We start from the raw sequence: 15,895 nt of genomic DNA, 5'->3' as shown, positions 1-15,895 counted from the left end.
TTGTTGATAATTCCCAATCTAGTACTCTAATTTTACGCCTTACACGTCAGTCATCAAAGGTACAATCACCTAGATTACCTGAATACTTTTAACCATATCCAGACGACTCTACTAAATAGTTCAGCACGATCATCTCTCGCTTCCGCTTGGATCAACAATGCTTGGACGTGAACGATCCGTCTGAGCCGGAGGAGGCCAAGGGTGTAGCCAGCCGTGTCCATGGTGTTAGGCTGGGTGATTTTCCCGGCCTTTACACCATGGGACGAACTTTAAGACACGTGTTCTTCGTGACTTAAAGTCGAGGGAAAAGACCGTTTTTCAGGCTTTTCCCGGTCCCCACAGCAGGCGGAACCCTTGGCAGTCGCAGGCGACAACGGATCACGCATCTAAGCGTTGTAGACCCGTAACGCGAAAGAGGACCGGGACAATCGTCCTGGACCCCTTTGGTGGTAATACTATTCGACAGAAATCAAGAATGGATAGACCGGTTGGCCCCCATCATGAACTTCCGTTTCTAATTCATCATCTAAGTCTTCAACGGCCGCTTGCAATTGGTTTGCAACGTCTTCGGTCGTGTCAGTCCCATAAATAATCGTGACAATTTCACTGTCATCGTCGAGCATGGCCTTCACCGTAGCGACCGCCGTCTTTAACAAGTCGGCATCGGTCACCTTGATGGTGCCATCGACGATTCCCATGAAGTTACCTTCTTTGATGTCAAATCCATCCAACTCGGTATCCCGAATGGCGTGGGTCACTTGACCACTCTTAACGGCGGCTAAGTTTTCTTCCATCGCAGCTTGGTTGTCATCCAACTCGGCATCTGGGTTGTACCCCAACATAGCCGTCATCCCTTGAGAAACCGTCTTTGAGTGGACGATAACCGTTGGAACATCGGCAACCTGAGCGGCTTGTTCAGCAGCCAGGAAGATGTTCTTGTTGTTTGGCAACACAATGGCCCGTTTGGCCTTACTGTTGTTGATGGCGTCCACGATATCCTGCGTACTTGGATTCATGGTCTGACCACCGTTGACCACGTGAGTCACACCCAGGCTCTTGAAGAGCGTAGCGAGACCGTCACCGGCAGCGATGGCAATAATGGCAGTATCGGCAGGTGCTTCGGCTTCAGCCACTGGTGCAGCTGCTCCAGCAGATTCTTCATCATGTTCCATGATGGTTTCCTGTTGCATCCGCATGTTGTCAACCTTAACCTTTGCGAGGTCACCAAATTCTTGGCCCCAAGCAATGACCTTGCCAGGATGCTCCGTGTGAACGTGGACTTTGACGATTTCGTCATCGTTCACAACCAGCAAAGAATCTCCTAAATCAGCGAGGTACTTGTAGAAGGTATCGTAATCAAAGTCGTGTTCGATTTGCTTCCCACGGCCGATTCGGACCATGATTTCAGTACAGTAACCGTACTTGATGCTTTCGGGATCGAGCTTACCCTGCACACTTTGGTGGTGAGCAGCATCGATCATTTCGTCCATTTCAGCATCGTCAGGCTTGTAGTCGCCCTCTTCAGCCACACGACCATTTAATGAGTCGTTAAAGGCTTCGAGCACAAACGTCAACCCTTGGCCACCGGAATCAACCACACCGACCTGCTTCAAAACAGGCAGTAAGTCTGGCGTCGTTGCCAAGGCTGCCTTAGCAGCTTCGTAGACGGCATCCATCACTGCTAAAATGTCATCGGACTTCTTAGCGGTGTTTAAGCCGGCCTGAGCACCCTCACGGACAACCGTCAGGATAGTTCCTTCAGTTGGCTTCATAACGGCCTTGTACGCCGTCTCTGCGCCAGCTGCGAACCCATCAGCTAAGTCTTGGGCCGTCAAGGTTTGCTTATCCGCCAATTTCCGAGAAAAGCCCCGGAAGATCTGGGATAGGATAACGCCGGAGTTTCCCCGCGCACCCATCAGTAAACCCTTGGCTAGAGCCGTTGATAAAGCCCCCACAGCATCGGTATCGGCTTCACGTTCGTACTTGGCCCCACTCTGCAGTGACAGACTCATGTTGGTTCCAGTATCCCCATCAGGAACGGGGAAAACATTCAATGAATTAATAAAATCGGCATTCTGGTTTAGCTTTTGCGATGCGGCTTGGACCATCTTACCAAACTCAAGATTAGTAATTTCTGTTACTTTCAACTAAGTATCCTCCTTGATTTCAGTACGTCTGGCTAATCAGCCAACACCCGCACCCCTTGAACAATGACGTTTACTGAGTTTGCAGTAACCCCCAGCATCGTTTCCAGGTTATATTTGACTTTAGATTGGACGTTACGTGAAACTTCGGAAATCTTAGTTCCGTAGCTAACGATCACGTAAACATCAATGGCCACGCCATTTTCTTCTTGGCGAACGACCACACCGCGGGCGTAGTTCTCCCGCCGTAAGATATCATTTACATTGTCTCGAATCTGATTTTTGCTTGCCATGCCCACGACACCATAATTATCAGTCGCGGCACCCCCAACAACGGTCGCAATCACTTCATTGGTAATATCAATTGTTCCGTATTGAGTCTTAATCTTTACGGCCATGGAAATAGCCTCCTTATCTGGATATACAATCTTAACAGAAATTAATCTTACCACAACCGCGCCCAAAATAGAAATAGGATGACTGAAAAGCACGTTGTGAGGGGAAATAGGTGTCAAGTAGATTTCCTTGAAAGAAAACATTGCGTTCCGCAAAAGAGTATGGTAAATTAGTCAGGTGAGTAAAAAGCACTGCTTTTTTATAAAAGTAATGAATGAATTAACAAAGGAGGGTTTACGCCATGGCAAAGGATTTTATCAACGGCAAGCGGACGCGCTTCGGTAACAAGCGTTCTCACGCTTTGAATTCAAGTCGTCGCGCTTGGAAGCCGAACTTACAAAAGGTTCGCATCTTAGTGGACGGTAAGCCAAAGAAGGTCTGGATTTCTGCTCGGACCTTGAAATCAGGTAAGGTAACCCGCGTCTAGTTAAACAGACACGGTTAAACGAAAAAAGCGAGGAGTGCAGGCTTTACCTGTGCCCCTCGCTTTTTTCGTACATTCGATACCACCTCTTTCAAGAGCCCGTTTGTTGTGAAAACTGTCACGCAACGGCTCGTTCTCATTTCAAGAATATGAAAGTTATGGGCACCAGATTTCATCGGTGTGCCCCTACACTTAGCCTTTTCCAAATAGTCTCTTCCAAATTTTTATTAATACGCCAAATCGCGTCAAGTTTCCGGCAATCACTAAAACTGGTGATTCGCTTCGAAATTTGAGGCGATTTTTTTGTCCCTTACCCCCTACTACCACGCAAAAGTCAGTCCTAAACGCAAAAAATTTAATCAATTCAATCAAAAAAATGAGACAGATTCTACGATTTTTGCATTAGTAGTAAGTGTAGGAAGATGTTTAACGGTTCAAAACAAAAAATCGTCACCCACTAGAAATTTTCTAGTAAGGCGACGATTATCATAAACTACAAAGTTTGGTCATCAAAATGGCACAAAATCTACCACACTTAGCGACAGCCCATGAAATCCGGCGAATAACTGCACAGCTCTAGTAATGGTGAGCCGGAGGAGGCCAGGATGGAGCCAGCTGTGTCGATGGTGTTAGGCCGGGCGCTTGGTTCTTCCCGGTCTTACAGCATGGGACGAACTTTAAGCCGTGTGAATTTCACGGCTTAAAGTCGAGGCAAGAGACCGCTTCTCAGGCTCTTGCCGGTCCCCACAGCAGGCGCAACCCTGGCACGCAGGCGGTAAACTCAAATAGTACACCGCCAAGTTATTCGTGTCGCGCCTCATAAGTGTCGCAGCTTTGGATGACACATAATAGGCCCGTGTCGAATTGGAACTCGCCCGATCCGCCCACGAACTCGTTACTGGCGAAAGAAATTGGGTACGGAATTGGCTCGTTGTGGAGTTGGTATTTTTCATTAGTCAGACTCAAATGGTCAATGGGCGTCAGTGGAATGAAGGCCAAATAGTTCTTATCGGCTTCCTTCTCCACCGTATAATGCCCCGGCAAATAAAACGAAATCGTATTCTGCTTGTCAATCAACCGAATTCGGCCGGCATACCGCTTATACTCCGGCTGGAGCACGATAAAGAGGTTTGCCAAGAAATGGTCTAACCGACCACCCGTCGCACCGTAGATGTCAATTTTATCGGCACCGTAGTCGTTTAACGCGACCGAAACGGCAAGCTGGGTGTCCGTATAGTCCTTTTCCGGCTGTGACTGACGAATATCCTTTACGTTGCGCCGAACGCGTTGGAGCTCTGGTGCTTGTAAGGAGTCAAAATCGCCAATCGCCGCCACTGGCTGAATATTCTGATCGATTAACCGTAACGTCCCCCGATCAACGCCAATCCAGGAGCCGTCAATTTTCCGTGCACGCAAGTCGTCCGGCCATTCAGCCTTGGGCCCACCCACGAGGAGATTGAACGTTCCGCCCCGTGGCACTATTTCGTCGCTGCTTTCAAGGCATTGATGCGAGCAACCGGGTCATCGGCGTTGAAAACATAAGACCCAGCTACGGCAACCGTTGCCCCAGCATTGGCACAGTCAACGACCGTCTTGTCATTGACCCCACCATCAACTTCGATATCAAAGTCGTAACCCTTAGCCTTCTTGATGGCATCGAGTTGTGCGATTTTTTCAACCGTGCTGTGTAAGAACTTCTGACCACCAAAGCCAGGGTTAACCGTCATCACAAGGACTTGGCCAACCATGTCTAAGACGGGTTCGATAGCGGAAACGGGAGTCCCAGGGTTGATGACAACTTCTGGGGTCACACCGGCGTTTTGAATCATTTGTAAGGCCCGGTGAATGTGTGGCGTTGCTTCGACGTGAACCCCGATGATATCGGCACCGGCCTTGGCAAAGTCGTCAACGTAACGTTCTGGGTTTTGAACCATCATGTGCACATCTAAGACCATCTTCGTGATTGGACGAATAGCCTTGACCCAACCGGGACCGTATGACAATGCTGGGACAAAGTTACCGTCCATGATGTCGATGTGTAAGACCTCGGCACCGGCCTTGTCGACCATTTCGATATCTGGTTGTAAATTGACGTAATCTGCACTTAAAATTGATGGCGCTACTTTAATCATAAATTCTCTTCCTCATTTCTTTTTATTGTAAACAGGTTTTTGATTCTTTAACAACGTGAGTAATTGCAGATATGTGTCATAACGACTCTGCATGAATTGACCGGCTTCAACGCCGTCTTTGACCGCACAACCGGGCTCGTTCAGATGAACACACCCGCGGAACCGGCACTCGCGTGAAGCCAACGCGAACTCGGGGAAGTATTGCCCCAACTCGCGATAACCAATGGTCAATGTGTCGTACGATGAAAATCCTGGCGTATCCGCCACTAGACCACCCGCAACGGGCATCAAACTGACCTTCCGAGTCGTGTGTTTCCCCCGATTCAAGGCCGTTGAGATCTCACCGGTCGCTAACGTCAGGTCCGGTGAAATATGGTTCAGTAACGTTGACTTACCGGCACCGGTCTGGCCCATAATGACCGTGACTTTGTCGGCCAACAAGCCCCGCAACTCGTCCAAGCCACTCTCCGCAAAGGGTTCACGGGTCAAGCAGACATCGTAACCGATCTGCCGGTACCCCGCCGCCAACGTCTCGAATTCCTGATAACGTTCATCGGGAATCAAGTCAGTCTTGGTGAAGTAAATGACTGGCGTGATATTGCTGATCTCTAGTGCAATCAACTGCCGGTCCAGTAGGTTCGTGGAAAATTCGGGCGACGCTACCGCCGTCACGACGACACCCTGATCGATGTTAGCCACTGGTGGCCGAGTCAACGCGTTATCCCGGGGAAGAATCTCCAAAATGTACCCTTCCTTGGGTGATGAGCTTTCAAACTGTACCCGATCCCCAACAAGCGGCGTAATTCGCCGTTTCCGGAAATTCCCGCGTGCACGGGTCCGGTACAGCTCGCCATCACTGAAGACGTCGTAAAAGCCGCTCAGTGATTGACGAATTTGTCCCTCTGACATGCAGCACCTCCTTATTCTTTTTTCCAATGTTTCCTTGCATTTGGCGCTTTCAAACAGTTCGCCTTACCGGGCGGTGAAAGTAGTCACCTTCGGCTGTCAGGAATTCCGCCTGCTGTGGGGACCGGCAAAAGCCTAAGAACGGTCTTTTGCCTCGACTTTAAGCCGCGAAGTTCACCCGTCTTAAAGCTCGTCCCGCGCTGTAGTCTGGCAAAGAACGCCAGACAACACCGCTGTCACGGCCGGCTACATCCCTGACCTCCTGCGGTTACACTTGCTCACCGCCCTCACGGCTGACACTGATTTAACGTGCAAAAATGCCAGGTAAACCGGCCAGTCGTTTTAAACCTGCGAAACCACTTAAACAAATACACATCCAGCGGGCAACTGGTTGCAAGGTTTCCTTTGCCCGCTTTCTTTGAAAATTTGGTAACAAAAAACTCAGTCCTTTATTATTATAAAAGAACTGAGCTATAAATGCAGGTTTTTTCCTTAATTTTTCGTGACGTGATTATCTGAAGCGACCACGTGACCATCTCTGACGACCTTGTAGGCCCCAGATTTGCCCGATGCTACCGCAAATGGCAACGTGACGGTTGTATCCGCCGTGATCGTCATTTGTTTGTAAATCGAGCTTAATGAATGGTCCTGATCCTTCAAGTAAATCTGAACCAGGTTGCTGTCACTACTGCTGGATGACGTGCTACTTGAGGACTCATCGTCGCCTTCGCTCTCGTCATCGGTCGAGCCACTGTCGAATGGGATCTTAACGTTCACGCTGAACTCATCGACACTAGAACTGCTCTCGCTCTGCGTACCACGCGACACAGTCAGGGTGATTTCGTCACCTTCTTGGACAACGGCCCCCTCACCCGGCGATTGCCGAATGACCCGGCCCTTAGCCACGTCGCTCGAGTAAGCATACTGGAAGGCAAGGTTCAGGTTATGATTCGTGGCGTAGCTCTGAGCTTGTCGCTTAGTCTTATTAGTCAGATCGGCCAACGTGACCGTTTCCGATCCCGTGGAGACCGTGAAGGTGATGTCGGTCTTGCTTGGCACTACGCTCTTACCGGCTAAGACACTCTGCTGCATGATCTTACCGGCAGGAACGCTGGTCGAGTGGACCGATTCTCGGTGCACCGTGAAACCCAACGCTTCCAACTTAGCGGCCGTGCTAGCGTACGAATCGCCCTGATAATCATCCAGCTTATAGCGCTTCGGACCAGTACTGATCCACAGATCAACCACCGTATTTTGTTTCAACTGGGTTCCCGAGCGTGGTTCCGTCCGAGCAACCCGGTGAATCTTCACCTTATCACTCGACGTCTTGTGCACGGTCCCCACCTTGAGCTTAGCGGAAACTAACGCACTACGCGCAGCCGTCTCCTGGTCACCAATCACGTTAGGCACGTTGGTCATCTGTGGCCGGAACAACGCTACCCCAATGAAGATTCCCAGAATGACCAGGAAGACAATGCCGCCCGCAATCAAAAATTTACGTCGCCGAGGATGCCGATACTTCTTGCGTTTTTTCTTCCCCGCCGACTGATCATCGGCCGCCGTCGCATCCTTGGTGGCCGCTTCAGCTGATTCTTCACCCACTGGTTTGGCGATGGCGTGAGGCACTGCCGCAGCACTCAGCGCACTGGCTGGCAACACCTTCGTCTCGCCGTCGTCATTTTCCGCCGGTGTGAACCGTAACTCGCCGGCTCGTTTAGGTGACAACGACGTCGCCAGATCATCCGCCATACTCGCCACATCAGTGTAACGATCGGCCGGCCGTTTCGACGTTGCCTTCAAGACCACATTTTCCAACGCTTGTGGAATCCGTGGGTCAATGTCTCTGACCGATGGAATCTCCGATTGGAAGTGCTTCAGCGCAATCGACACGGCGGTTTCACCCTCGAAGGGCACCGTCCCCGTCAGTAACTCGTAGAGGATGATCCCTAACGAATAGATGTCGGATTGCTTGGTTGCCATCCCCCCACGCGCCTGTTCAGGCGACAGGTAGTGGACCGAGCCCAGAACCGTATTCGTCTGCGTGAGGCTGTGTTCGGACAGAGCCACGGCGATCCCGAAGTCGGTAATCTTAGCGACCCGATTCTCATCGATCAGGATATTTTGCGGCTTGAGATCACGGTGAATAATGTTGTGCTCATGCGCCGTTTTCACGGCACTGAGAATCTGTTCCATGATCTGAATGACTTCCTGATACGCAATCGGGAAGTGCTTCTTGATGTAGGCCTTAAGGTCGGTCCCTTCCACGTACTCCATAACCAGGTACTGCATGCCGTTTTCTTCCCCGACATCGTAAACCTGAACAATATTATCATTGACTAACTCCGTGGCGGCGAGGGCTTCACGCTGGAACCGCCGAACGGTACCGGGGTCATCGCGCAAGTCCAGCCGTAATAGTTTTACGGAGACGTCACGGTCCAAAATCAAGTCATGTGCCAAGTAAACGTTGGCCATTCCACCTTCGCCCAGGGAGCGAATGATGCGGTAACGGCCGTTTAACGTGTAACCCGTGCGCATCAGCTCACCTCCCTGTCGAGGTTCGCGATAATCAGAACAGTGATGTTGTCCAAACCACCGGCAGCGTTGGCCATCTCAATCAAGCGGTCACACTTCTCCGCAGTGGTCCGTTTGCTCAGCAGGACTTCCTGAATCTCCTTATCAGAGACCATGTTGGTCAGACCGTCCGTACACAGCAACAACTGATCGCCGGTGACGAGCGGGTACGTCTTGAGGTCAAAGCGCGCATCGGTCGAAATTCCCAGCGAACGAATGATGACGTTCTTTTGGGGATGATGCTGAGCGGCTTGCTTGGTGATCTCGCCCCGTTTGACCAGTTCGTTGACCAAGGAATGGTCCTCGGTCAGCTGGCGAAATTGACGATCACGAAGCAGGTAAGCCCGTGAGTCGCCGATACTGGCAATGACGACTTCTTCCGTAAAGTAGAGCGCGGCAACGAGGGTCGTGCCCATGCCGTTCAAGTCGGCAAACTGATTAGATTTGTCAATGATCGACTGATTTTCCGCGGTGATCTCCCCGGTGATCCAGGTACGCGCCGCGGCCGGCGTGGTCAGGTCAGTCTGTTCGAACTCGTGACCCAGGTGGGAAACGGCCATGGCACTCGCCACGTCGCCCCCCTGATGACCACCAATGCCATCAGCGATAATGGCGAGATGTTGCCCCGCCAGGTTCGTGTAAACATCCACGTAATCTTCATTATCATTGCGTTGCTTGCCGATTGACGTTCGGTATGCCACTTTCATTGCCCGTCACCCCTACTTTTTCTTACGAAATGCACTCACGAAGAAACCATCCGAATCAAAATCATCCGGGTAGATGGCTAACGTGTCCGTGCTCCGGTCATCTTTGACCTTTAATTGCGTCTCCACACGAACGGATTCGAAGTCAGGATGAGCTTCCAAGAACTTGGCTGCGACGTCCGCATTTTCCGTATCCAAAATCGTGCAGGTACTGTAGACCAGAATCCCGTTAGGCTTGAGTTTTTCACTAACGGCATCCAAAATGCCCAATTGCACCTTTTGTAGTTGTTGAATGTCCTGTGGTGTCTTCTCATAACGAATTTCTGGTTTCCGCCGAATCAGACCCAGTCCGGAACAAGGGGCATCGACCAAGATCCGGTCGAATTCTTTCTTAGGGAACCGGTCGTTGATGTTCCGGGCGTCGAGCGCCACGGCATCAACCCGGTCGCTCACGTGCATCCGGTCCGCGTTCTTTTCGATCAACGTGACCTTCTTAGGGTGCAGATCCAGCGCCGTAACCTTCCCACCGGAATGGGCATCGAGTAAAGCAGCGATTTGGGTGGTCTTCCCACCGGGAGCGGCACAGGCGTCCAGCACTTGATCGCCAGGACGGACTTGTAACGCTTCAACGGGTAACATCGCACTCTCATCTTGAATCGTCAACTCACCCGTTTCAAATACATTGCTTTGGTTTGCTGCCTTATCGGTCAAACGAAAGGCGTTGCCAGCAACAACACTAGGCGTTACCGTGTAGCCTTGATCCTTTAAGGACTGTTCGACCTCTTCAACCGTAGCCACTGCCGTGTTAACCCGAACGGATTGTGCGGCTGGTTGATTGATGGTCTCTAAAATGCTGACGGCCTTCTCATCACCGACCTGCTTTTGAATCGCCGTGACTAGCCATTCTGGCACGGAGTATGTCAGGCTTAACCGCTTCACGGGATCCTTGATCTCGCTGACGTCAGGTAGGCCCTGACGATCCATAGCGTGTAAGACGCCGGTCACAAAACGCCGGATTCCTTCGTGGCCCCGGTCCTTGGCCAATTGAATGGCTTCGTTAAAGATGGCCCGCTTCGGCACACGGTCCAAGTAGAGTCCTTGATACAAGGCGACTAACAGCGTCATCTTGACCCAAGGTAAGACCTTCTGGTTAGGCTTCACAAAGCCTTCCAGATAGTATTCCAATGTTAATTGATGTTGGATGGTCCCGTAGACCAAGTTGGTCACGAAACGACGGTCCACGTCGCTCAAGTTGTGACTCTCTAAAGTTGTTTCCAATTGTAAGTTTGAGTAAGCCCCGTTGGCCACACGTGTCAGTGCTTCTACAGCCAGAGCGCGGGGAGTTGTATTTTTCGTCATTATTCAGCCACCTGTTCGCCAATTGTCAGTGCATCGCTAGTTCCGTTCAGAAAGTCGGTGATACTTAACTTCGGCTTACCGGCGGGTTGAATCTCATTTAACGCTAAAACGCCATGGTCGCCAGTCGCAATCGCCAAGTGGTGCTTGTCGTGGCTGACCAGTGAACCGGGCGCCATTTCGGTCGTCTCGTCCAAAACGGTCACGTCCCACAACTTGGTCCGCACACCGTTCAAGAAAATGTGAGCGATTGGTGCTGGCCGCAAAGCACGAACCTTGCAGTCGATCATGTGGGCACTCAGGTTTAGGTCGATTCGTTCCTCATCGGACTTGATAGTCGGGGAGAAGCTGACCTTGTCTTCATCCTGAGGGACCGGCGTAATTTCACCGGCCAGCAGCTTCGGCAACGTCTCTAACAAGAGGTCCCGACCCAGGTCGCTTAACTTATCAAACATGGAACCCACATCGTCTTGGTCAGTAATCGGGATGGCCTGTTGCGCCAGAACAGCCCCGGCATCCATCTTCTTTTCCATAAACATAATGGACACGCCGGTCTCCTTGTCGCCATTCATGATAGCGTAATGAACCGGCGCCCCACCACGATACTTCGGTAACAGGGAAGCGTGAACGTTCACGGCCGCCACCTTCGCCGCCTTAAGCAGCTTCGTTGGCAAGAATTGCCCAAAAGCCGCCGTCACGATCAGGTCGGGGGCTAATTCAATGGCCCGTGCCATTTCGTCACTACCGGAGATCTTTTGGGGTTGGAGCACTTCGATATCGTGTGCTACGGCAACCTGCTTCACGGGAGAAGCAGTCAGCACGTGCTTCCGGCCCACACGCCGGTCCGGTTGGGTCACTACGGCTAAGACATCGTAGCCCTTTTCAATTAAACTGCTCAGAATGGGCGCCGAAAATTTTGGCGTTCCCATAAAAATTACTGAAGTCATCGTACACCATACTTTCTTGGTTTTATTTCTTTTGAATTATTTTAAACTGCTTTCGACAAGTCACATGGCTATCGATCACGTCTTATCAGGCAATGAAAATAGGCTGAAACTACTCGCACAAGATTATTAGCAATACGATTAGCCGATTGTCTCATTTCTTTGCCATCAAACACAACCAAAGCATCCCCACTTGTCAGTCCACCTCAATCATATCAGATTGGGCGCCCATTCCCTATCACCTTTGGCAAATTAGATAGAAAACTTATTGTGTAAGGGTTCTCTGGAGAGATTTCCAACAAATCCCAGAATAGTTTCTACCATAAAGTGATTATTATTAAACGGGAGAAGCGACCGAGCACCTATTTCATGTAACTGTTGCCAGTCCGCTTTGTGATCGACAACGACCTACCTAAGCCGTGAGGTGGGCTCGTAGATGCTCAGTGGTGTCGTTTGTCTAAGTGGCACGGTTCTTGCCACTTAGACAAAGGCCAAGCTTTAAGACCCACGCTTTTTGTGGGGCTTAAAGTTGTGCCCACCACGTTCCAGTATCTACGAGCCCACCGGTAAGGCGTCGGTCATCGTCTACCAGAAAGCCGGCAACCAACTACATGAAATTCATGGGTTCGGAATCGATGGTGACGGAGAGACCGTGACGCGCCGGCACCTGTGCCGCCTGCCGGATCTGCTCCAGCACCGGCCGCAGCTGTGGTTCCTGCTTGTATTTAATCACAACTTGATAATAATACTTCCGCTTGACCCGCGCAATCGCCTTGGGTGTGGGGCCGAGAATAATGGCATTCTTACTGAGGCCCTGCTTCAGCGCATCCACAATCTGATACATGGCTTTTGCCGCCACCGCTTCCTCTTCGTGACTGGCCGTCAGCTGCACCGCAAAGTAATACGGCGGATAACTCCCCTGATGACGCATGTGCATTTCCGTCACGAAAAAGCGTTCGTAGTCTTGGCTCTGCGCTAACTGAATCGCGTAGTGGTCCGGGTTAAACGTCTGAATGTAGACCTCGCCGGGTTTGGTTGCCCGACCGGCCCGGCCACTGACCTGCGTCAACAGCTGGAACGTACGCTCACTGGCCCGAAAATCCGGTAACCCCAGCGCAGTATCGGCGTTCAACACTCCGACCAGCGTGACGTTAGGAAAATCCAGTCCCTTGGCAATCATCTGCGTCCCCAGTAAAATATCAGCCTTGTGCTCGCCGAATTGCCGAAGAATCCGTTCATGAGCACCCTTACGCCGTGTGGAATCCACGTCCATCCGCAAAATTTTCGCAGTAGGCAGTAACTTTTCCAACGCTTGCTGTACCTTTTGTGTTCCCGTCCCATAGTAGCGAATCTTCTTGCTATGGCAGTTGGGACACACGTGTGGAATGGCCTCTTCATGCCCGCAGTAGTGACATTTCATACTGTGAGTATCCATGTGGAGTGTCAGTGAAATGTCACAGTTCGGACACTTCAAGACAAAGCCACAGTCCCGACACATCACAAACGACGAGTACCCCCTCCGGTTGAGCATCAAGACAATCTGCTCGTGACGGTCGAGTCGTTCCTGAATAGCCGTCATCAGGGGCTCGGAAAAGTCGCTATCGCCCTGCTGTTTCAACTGCTCACGCATATCGACAATGTGAACGGTGGGCATTGGTTGCGCCTTGGCCCGCTTTGAAAGGACCAATCGGGTATACAGCCCCTTAGCCGCCCGGGCCCGCGTCTCTAACGACGGCGTCGCACTGCCCAAGACAACTGGACAATGGTGATACTGTCCGCGCCAAAGCGCCACGTCTCTGGCGTGATACCGCGGATTTTCATCCTGTTTATAACTACTTTCATGTTCCTCATCCATGATGATGATGCCCAGATTCTCAACCGGGGCAAAGACGGCGGAACGGGCACCAACGACTACTGTGGCCTCGCCACGGTCGATGCGCCGCCATTCGTCATACTGTTCACCCTTAGACAAACCACTGTGTAGGACCGCCACTCGCTGGCCGAACCGGGCCTTGACTCGGTTGACCATCTGCGGGGTAAGGGCGATTTCGGGCACCAGCATTAGCGCCGTGCGTCCCTGTTGCAGGGCTTGCGCGATGCTTTGCAGGTAGACCTCCGTCTTCCCACTCCCAGTGACGCCTTCGACTAGAAAGTTCTCGGACTTTTGGCTATCGATGGCCTGCGTGATACGGTCCACCGCCACCTGTTGTTCCGAATTCAATTTTAAAGGTTGGGTCGGTGTGACTGGCTGATGAAAGGGATCGCGATAGACTTCGAGCGTGCTCTTAGTCAGCCACCCCTTATCCGCGGCCGTGGCGATGACAGCGGGGGTGACCCCGGCTTGTTTCGCGACAGTAGCTTGCGCAACGACCTTATCCGCTGACATCTGTGCCAAATAGGCTAATAGTTCAGCTTGCTTGGGTGCCCGTTTAGCCACCTCACCGGCAATTTCTTGGAGTTTAGCCGACGTCAGCGCTGGTGTGATCCCAGTGGTCGTCTTGGCGGCCGCCTTATCCTTGACCTCGTAGACGACCTCGACTTTACCCGCCCGTTGCAGCTTCAGCAGACCAGCAACCGTAGCATCATCGAGTTTCGTGGCATCGAAGTCGCGCGGGGCGCCTTCTGGGAAATACGTAGCCATCTCACCCGGAGTCAGCGTGGTCGTTGGTTGCACCTGCCGTTTAGGCTGGGTCTTCAATAGATTAGGCAGCATCGTTTGAATACAGGTAATCCGAAAGGCATAAGTCTCGGTTGCCAGCCAATCTGCCAACTGACGTAATTCCGTGTTTAAAACGGGGGCAAGGTCGAGGACCGTTTCAATCGGCTTTAGCTTGCCATCAAAGCTGGTGACATCGCTCAACCCAACGACTACGCCGGAGACTAGGCGGTGACCACGGCCAAACGGCACGATCACACGCATCCCCACCTGTACCTGATGTTCCAGCTCGGTCGGAATCGCGTAGGAATACGGGTCGTTCGTCTGCATGGTTGGAACATCCACTAAAATTTGGCCAATCTGGGCCATGGTTGTCACCTCATTTCGTTGCTAAAATTGTTGCAAGTTTGGCGACCAGTGCCGCCGCGATCCGGGTCTTACTGGTCTTGGGTGTCTGATCACTGACCCCGTCCGCTTGAATGAACGTGACCTGGTTATCGTCGCTGTTAAAGCCGATGTCCGCCCGGGAAACGTCGTTGGCAGCCAGAAGGTCTAACGACTTACTTTCGAGCTTGTGCTGGGCGTTAGCAAGTAAATTCTGTGTTTCCGCAGCAAAGCCCACCGTCACCTGATCCGCACGCTTGATTTTGGCGACTTCGGCCAGGATGTCCGGTGTTTTTTTTAATTTTAAAATTAATTCATCATTATCTTTAGTTTTCTTGATCTTCTGATCGGCAGTCGTCAGCGGCTGGAAATCCGCAACGGCCGCGGCCATCACGAGCGCATCTGCCTCAGGAAAACGCGTTAAGACCGCGTTCGCCAAGTCCGTCGTGCTTTGGATGGGCACGACAGTCACACCAGCCGGTGGCGTCAACCGCGTTGGGGCGGTAATCAGTGTCACGTTGGCCCCCGCTTGTTGGGCGGCCGCCGCCACCGCGTACCCCATCTTACCGGAAGAGTCGTTGGTTAAGAAACGCACGGGATCGAGGCGTTCACGCGTCCCGCCGGCCGTAACGATGACCGACTTTCCCTGCAACGTTTGCGGTGTGAAGAGGGCCAACTGACTGATCTGACGGACAATTTCGGCGGGCTTCAAGAAGCGTCCCGTCCCAGAATACCCTTCGGCCAAGGCGCCGGTGGCCGGCTTTAACACGGTCACGCCATCATCAATGAGTTGTTGCCGGTTGCGTTGGGTCGCGGCGGCCTGCCACATGTGGTTGTTCATGGCTGGCACCACAATCTTGGGTGCACTGGTCGCAAGCCAGGTCGCACTTGCTACGTCATCGGCTAGGCCGTTAGCAAACTGGGCCATTAGGTTCGCGGATGCCGGCGCCGCAATGGCGAGGTCGGTCCAATCGGCTAACTCGACGTGCGCAATTTGACCGTCGTCGCGCCACCAGGTGGCATCGGTCAGTACTGGCTGTTTGGTCAGGGCCGCAAAGGTCGCAGGCGTCACAAACTTTGCGGCGGCCTGGGTCAAAACGATTCGTACGGTTGCCCCGGCACGTTGAAGCGCGCGGGCAAGTGTCGCGGCCTTATAAGCTGCGACACTCCCACTGATGGTTAACGTCACATGTTTCCCTTCAAACATACTTTCCCTCCGTTCGCATTTTACCAATGGTTTAAAAAAAGCCAGATTACCCAACGGCAACCTGGTCTTTT

Annotated in this window: 12 protein-coding genes; 1 reads left to right on the top strand and 11 read right to left on the bottom strand. The window is 52.0% G+C overall.

Features of this window, described 5'->3' with window-relative positions:
- Positions 1 to 455: 455 nt before the first annotated feature.
- Together FD07_RS06065 and FD07_RS06060 are read right to left on the bottom strand one after the other, a co-directional pair.
- Positions 456 to 2,147 carry a DAK2 domain-containing protein gene (locus FD07_RS06065; RefSeq protein ID WP_020088995.1) on the bottom strand — a complete coding sequence of 564 codons (1,692 nt, stop codon included), beginning with the start codon at positions 2,145 to 2,147 and terminating at the stop codon, positions 456 to 458.
- A 32-nt stretch (positions 2,148 to 2,179) separates the two neighbouring features.
- Positions 2,180 to 2,542: an Asp23/Gls24 family envelope stress response protein gene (locus FD07_RS06060; protein WP_020088996.1), complete on the bottom strand. Its 363-nt coding sequence runs from the start codon at positions 2,540 to 2,542 to the stop codon at positions 2,180 to 2,182.
- A 239-nt stretch (positions 2,543 to 2,781) separates the two neighbouring features.
- On the opposite strand from FD07_RS06060, the gene rpmB reads away from it, so the two are divergent.
- A complete protein-coding gene (gene rpmB, locus FD07_RS06055) occupies positions 2,782 to 2,967 on the top strand; it encodes a 50S ribosomal protein L28 (protein WP_020088997.1) in 186 nt (61 codons plus the stop codon).
- 798 nt (positions 2,968 to 3,765) lie between these two features.
- On the opposite strand, the gene FD07_RS06050 is transcribed toward rpmB, so the two are convergent.
- The 9 genes from FD07_RS06050 to coaBC form a co-directional block, all read right to left on the bottom strand.
- Positions 3,766 to 4,443 (bottom strand): thiamine diphosphokinase, encoded by a 678-nt coding sequence (locus FD07_RS06050; RefSeq protein ID WP_020088998.1) that lies wholly within the window; start codon positions 4,441 to 4,443, stop codon positions 3,766 to 3,768.
- Positions 4,443 to 5,096, bottom strand: coding sequence for a ribulose-phosphate 3-epimerase (rpe, locus tag FD07_RS06045; RefSeq protein WP_020088999.1), 654 nt, complete (start codon positions 5,094 to 5,096; stop codon positions 4,443 to 4,445). The genes FD07_RS06050 and rpe overlap by 1 nt, the downstream gene beginning before the upstream one ends.
- Positions 5,097 to 5,108: 12 nt before the next feature.
- Entirely contained in the window at positions 5,109 to 6,005 is an 897-nt protein-coding gene (gene rsgA / locus FD07_RS06040; RefSeq protein ID WP_020089000.1) for a ribosome small subunit-dependent GTPase A, read from the bottom strand.
- A gap of 489 nt (positions 6,006 to 6,494) precedes the next feature.
- Entirely contained in the window at positions 6,495 to 8,537 is a 2,043-nt protein-coding gene (pknB, locus tag FD07_RS06035) for a Stk1 family PASTA domain-containing Ser/Thr kinase (protein WP_020089001.1), read from the bottom strand.
- Positions 8,537 to 9,280 (bottom strand): Stp1/IreP family PP2C-type Ser/Thr phosphatase, encoded by a 744-nt coding sequence (locus FD07_RS06030; protein ID WP_020089002.1) that lies wholly within the window; start codon positions 9,278 to 9,280, stop codon positions 8,537 to 8,539. The genes pknB and FD07_RS06030 overlap by 1 nt, the downstream gene beginning before the upstream one ends.
- Before the next feature lie 12 nt (positions 9,281 to 9,292).
- Positions 9,293 to 10,636, bottom strand: a complete 1,344-nt coding sequence (rsmB, locus tag FD07_RS06025) for a 16S rRNA (cytosine(967)-C(5))-methyltransferase RsmB (protein ID WP_020089003.1) — start codon at positions 10,634 to 10,636, stop codon at positions 9,293 to 9,295.
- Entirely contained in the window at positions 10,636 to 11,580 is a 945-nt protein-coding gene (gene fmt, locus FD07_RS06020) for a methionyl-tRNA formyltransferase (RefSeq protein ID WP_020089004.1), read from the bottom strand. Before fmt ends, rsmB begins: the two co-directional genes overlap by 1 nt.
- A gap of 604 nt (positions 11,581 to 12,184) precedes the next feature.
- Positions 12,185 to 14,602 carry a primosomal protein N' gene (gene priA / locus FD07_RS06015; RefSeq protein ID WP_020089005.1) on the bottom strand — a complete coding sequence of 806 codons (2,418 nt, stop codon included), beginning with the start codon at positions 14,600 to 14,602 and terminating at the stop codon, positions 12,185 to 12,187.
- A 10-nt stretch (positions 14,603 to 14,612) separates the two neighbouring features.
- On the bottom strand, positions 14,613 to 15,824 hold the full coding sequence (gene coaBC, locus FD07_RS06010; RefSeq protein ID WP_020089006.1) for a bifunctional phosphopantothenoylcysteine decarboxylase/phosphopantothenate--cysteine ligase CoaBC: 1,212 nt from the start codon (positions 15,822 to 15,824) through the stop codon (positions 14,613 to 14,615).
- Positions 15,825 to 15,895: the final 71 nt, after the last annotated feature.

This window comes from Levilactobacillus parabrevis ATCC 53295 (assembly GCF_001434055.1).
Classification (GTDB): domain Bacteria; phylum Bacillota; class Bacilli; order Lactobacillales; family Lactobacillaceae; genus Levilactobacillus; species Levilactobacillus parabrevis.
The sequence above is the reverse complement of the archived record's forward strand: the minus strand, read 5'-3'. Positions and strand labels throughout refer to the sequence as shown.